The sequence below is a fragment of the Marinobacter sp. UBA3604 genome (assembly GCF_002375325.1).
Lineage (GTDB): Bacteria > Pseudomonadota > Gammaproteobacteria > Pseudomonadales > Oleiphilaceae > Marinobacter > Marinobacter salarius.
The window spans coordinates 10,036-13,099 of record NZ_DFMB01000018.1 but is presented as its reverse complement, the minus strand read 5'-3'; the positions used below and the strand labels follow the sequence as shown (position 1 = coordinate 13,099).

The following is a 3,064-nucleotide window of genomic DNA, read 5'->3' as shown; positions in this document are numbered from 1 at the left end:
GGCTCAGCGAAGGAAGCATGCAGCAGTAGCCTGAGGCATTTATGCCAAGTATTGGGGTAACCAGTGTGGGCGAATCAATATACTTGCGCAGATGTTGAAAATCCGCTTCCTGGCAGATCTTTTCGACAACACGGAGCCTGAGTAGTCGGCAGATGGAGCAAGCACCTCATCATCTCCTGTTTCGTTGAAAAGGCTGCATCAACTGTTGCCAGTAGTTCGTTGGGTAATTCGGCTCTGAAGCAATACCGAGATCCTTAGTGCCGATCGTTCGCTCGGAATCGAAGTAAGCCGTGCCTAAAAAGCGATCAGTCAAGGTGGTAAAAAGCCCGAAGTTCACATCACCCTCTTTTGCCGTATTCAAATGATGGAAACGATGCACGGAGTTGATTGCGAGAACCTTTTTCAGCGGTCCGGTAAAATACGCTACATTCGAGTGTTGCAGTAGCAACTGGAGTACAACTGCAACCACCAACAACATCAGGACATTCTGCGGTACTCCTATAATGAGCAATGGTGTCGTTCCGGCAACTGTTTCTATAAATTGATGCAGTGGATGTTTCATAAGCCCATTAAAGCCGTACAACCGTTTTACGCTGTGATGAATGGCATGTAGGCGCCACAGCAACCGAAGGCGATGACTGGCAAAATGCGCCAGGGTGATACCAATATCAGAAATAAGGATTGCCAACAGCAATTGGAAAACCAGTGGCCAGCTGGAAGGCCAGATCGGTGCCAAAACGAGCAATCCTGCAATTAATGGGAGTACAGCTATGCCAATAACATTAAGCGACTCGTTCATGAGTGCATGGAGCACATCGCGCCGCTGATCCTGTTGAGGCTCATTAAACGCCCGATCATAGGGGATAAGTCTTTCAGTGGCGAAAGAAATCCCTATAAACACCAGGATCAAAAACCCCAGCCAACCGGCGTTGAAGCCTTCGGCAACGAGATAGACAGCAACACCATTACCCACGAGCAAAAACAACGGCAAATACAAAAGCCTAACCAACCACATTACGTTACGGATCATTCCAACAGCCCTCGCTAACTAGAGCGTTCAGCATCTCATGGATGCACGCAGCCAAATTGAACGAAAGAGCTGATTATTCGGATAAAAGCCGTTGAATAACCGTTGGGGAAACGCCAAATGCCTCAGTAACAGACCTGCAGAAATGGGCTTGATCAGAAAATCCCGAAGCAATTGCTGCATCAGTAAGTGACATCTCGCGCGATAACTCAAACCCGGTTAGTAGCTTTAACCACTTTCTATAGCTGCGCAAAGGTAAACCGGTACATTCGGTAAACCAGTGGGAAAAATGGCTTGGAGAAAGGCAAACCATTTTTGCCAACTCGGCTCGTGAGACTGATCGCCCCCCCGATGCTTCGGCATTCAATGCTTCTAAAACGTCGCTCAACCTGCTGTTCGGACCAGATGGCTTACTACCCCGGTATTGTCGCTCGAAAGCTTTCAGTGCAATTAACAGATTTTCGGTGCCAGTAAAGCGAGACAAGCACTCCGAAATGAAATCCTCATCGAGTGCCCGGATGGATCGCTTCGACGGATTTTTGATGTAAGGCAGTAGAGCATTGCAGACATCAAGGTTTGGATCGATGTAAATACACAGTACCCTGGACAGTTTTAATTGATGAGTAACTCCAGCTGGTATCCATAACCCCCTTCCCTCGCACCGTGTTTCACCGGACATGACTTCAACGCTTGCGTCTAAACCGATCACGATTTGATGAGCCCAATGCCTGTGGGGCTTATTGTCTCCCGACTCTCCATGGAAGGCACCCATGCCTGGCTTTATCGCTACGGAGCCAAGCCATGGGTTCAATAAAGTCTTTGTTTTGGTCATTGCCTCATCTCTGCAAAGACAGACTTTCAGTCGGAGTGACCCTCGGCCAGTTCCAAGCCTCGTCAATGGTGCGGGTCATCAAATCCACCATGGCCGGGCTGTCCCATTCCGCGGCACCGACCAGACGGCCAATTTCGCGACCGTCGTGATCAATCAGCAGCGTTGTAGGAACACCTTCTATGCCCAGTGTTGAGGTCGCCAGTGTGGACGGATCAATATACTGGCGAAGATGCTGAATGCTTGTTTCCTGATAGAATTTTTCAACAACGCTGATGCCTGCGTGGTCAACGGACAGCGCGACCACTTCAAATTGCTCGCCGCCCAGTTGAGCCTGGAGTGAGTCAAGCGTCGGCATTTCCTCACGGCAAGGCAGGCACCAGGTGGCCCAGATATTGAGCAAAATCGCCTTACCCTTAAAGTCAGCCAGTGTCAGCGGCCTGCCGTCTTCGTCTTCAAAAGCCAGCTCGGGCAGAGTGCGAGGGGACTCCCAGATCAGGAAACCCTGGGGCCCCACCGACTTCGGAACCTTCCCTGCAGCCATAACTGGGGCGGTCATGGAAATAGCAAGCGCGAAAAGGACTACGGCGATTCCCCGGGCGGCAGATATGCGCTGTTGACTCATTGGACATTTCTCCTGATTACAGTGGTCGGTTTGCTGCCTACATGGCGCCCCACGCGTTACTCGCTCTGTAACAACGCTTCAATACGGCCATGCAGCCGGCTCCAGAACCCATCATCGGCTGCCGCGTTGGGGCCTTTGGCAATGGCTTTCAGGTAGGTCACCAGATGTTCAGGCTTGAATTTCAATCCATGGAACCGAGCCCGCATCTGCCCTTCCGGGTCAATCACGTGGGTTACCACACCATGGACCTGTACACCCTCACCCGTATCCCTGAACTGAACGCCGTACGCTTTGGCAAGTTCGGGCGTCAGTTCAGGTGGTTCCGTCCTGGCTCGGTAGAGGAAGTGCCAGTTGCGGGGATTCAGATCGAAATTCTCGCCGTAGGCACGCATGTTTCTCCGGGTGCCTGCAACATCTTCCCGGTCCGTGGCAATGGTGATGAACACCACCTCTTCACTCAGTCCTTCTTCTTCAACCCCGGTTTGCAACTGCCGGATCAGGTTCATATGCAAAGGGCAGGCCTCGGTACAGCGCGTGTAGAGAAAGTTAAGCACAACGGTTTTGCCGTTTAAGTCGGCAAGGG

4 protein-coding genes are annotated in these 3,064 nt (G+C 51.4%); all 4 read right to left on the bottom strand.

The genetic code is table 11. The features are described 5' to 3' along the window. Nucleotides 1–169: 169 nt before the first annotated feature. On the bottom strand, nt 170–1,030 hold the full coding sequence (locus tag B2590_RS05470) for a sterol desaturase family protein (protein ID WP_286847892.1): 861 nt from the start codon (nt 1,028–1,030) through the stop codon (nt 170–172). 73 nt (nt 1,031–1,103) lie between these two features. Next, nucleotides 1,104–1,859 (bottom strand): helix-turn-helix domain-containing protein, encoded by a 756-nt coding sequence (locus B2590_RS05465; RefSeq protein ID WP_286847890.1) that lies wholly within the window; start codon nt 1,857–1,859, stop codon nt 1,104–1,106. Between the two features lie 4 nt (nt 1,860–1,863). After that, nucleotides 1,864–2,481, bottom strand: coding sequence for a TlpA family protein disulfide reductase (locus B2590_RS05460; protein WP_286847888.1), 618 nt, complete (start codon nt 2,479–2,481; stop codon nt 1,864–1,866). A gap of 56 nt (nt 2,482–2,537) precedes the next feature. Then, nucleotides 2,538–3,064, bottom strand: a 527-nt coding sequence (locus B2590_RS05455) for an SCO family protein (RefSeq protein WP_286847886.1), incomplete at its 5' end; no start/stop codon positions are given.

Excerpts from the sequence above, each read along its gene's own strand:
- B2590_RS05465 (WP_286847890.1), bottom strand. The coding sequence starts at position 1,859 with ATGACCAAAACAAAGACTTTATTGAACCCATGGCTTGGCTCCGTAGCG.
- B2590_RS05460 (WP_286847888.1), bottom strand. The coding sequence starts at position 2,481 with ATGAGTCAACAGCGCATATCTGCCGCCCGGGGAATCGCCGTAGTCCTT.
- B2590_RS05470 (WP_286847892.1), bottom strand. The coding sequence starts at position 1,030 with ATGATCCGTAACGTAATGTGGTTGGTTAGGCTTTTGTATTTGCCGTTG.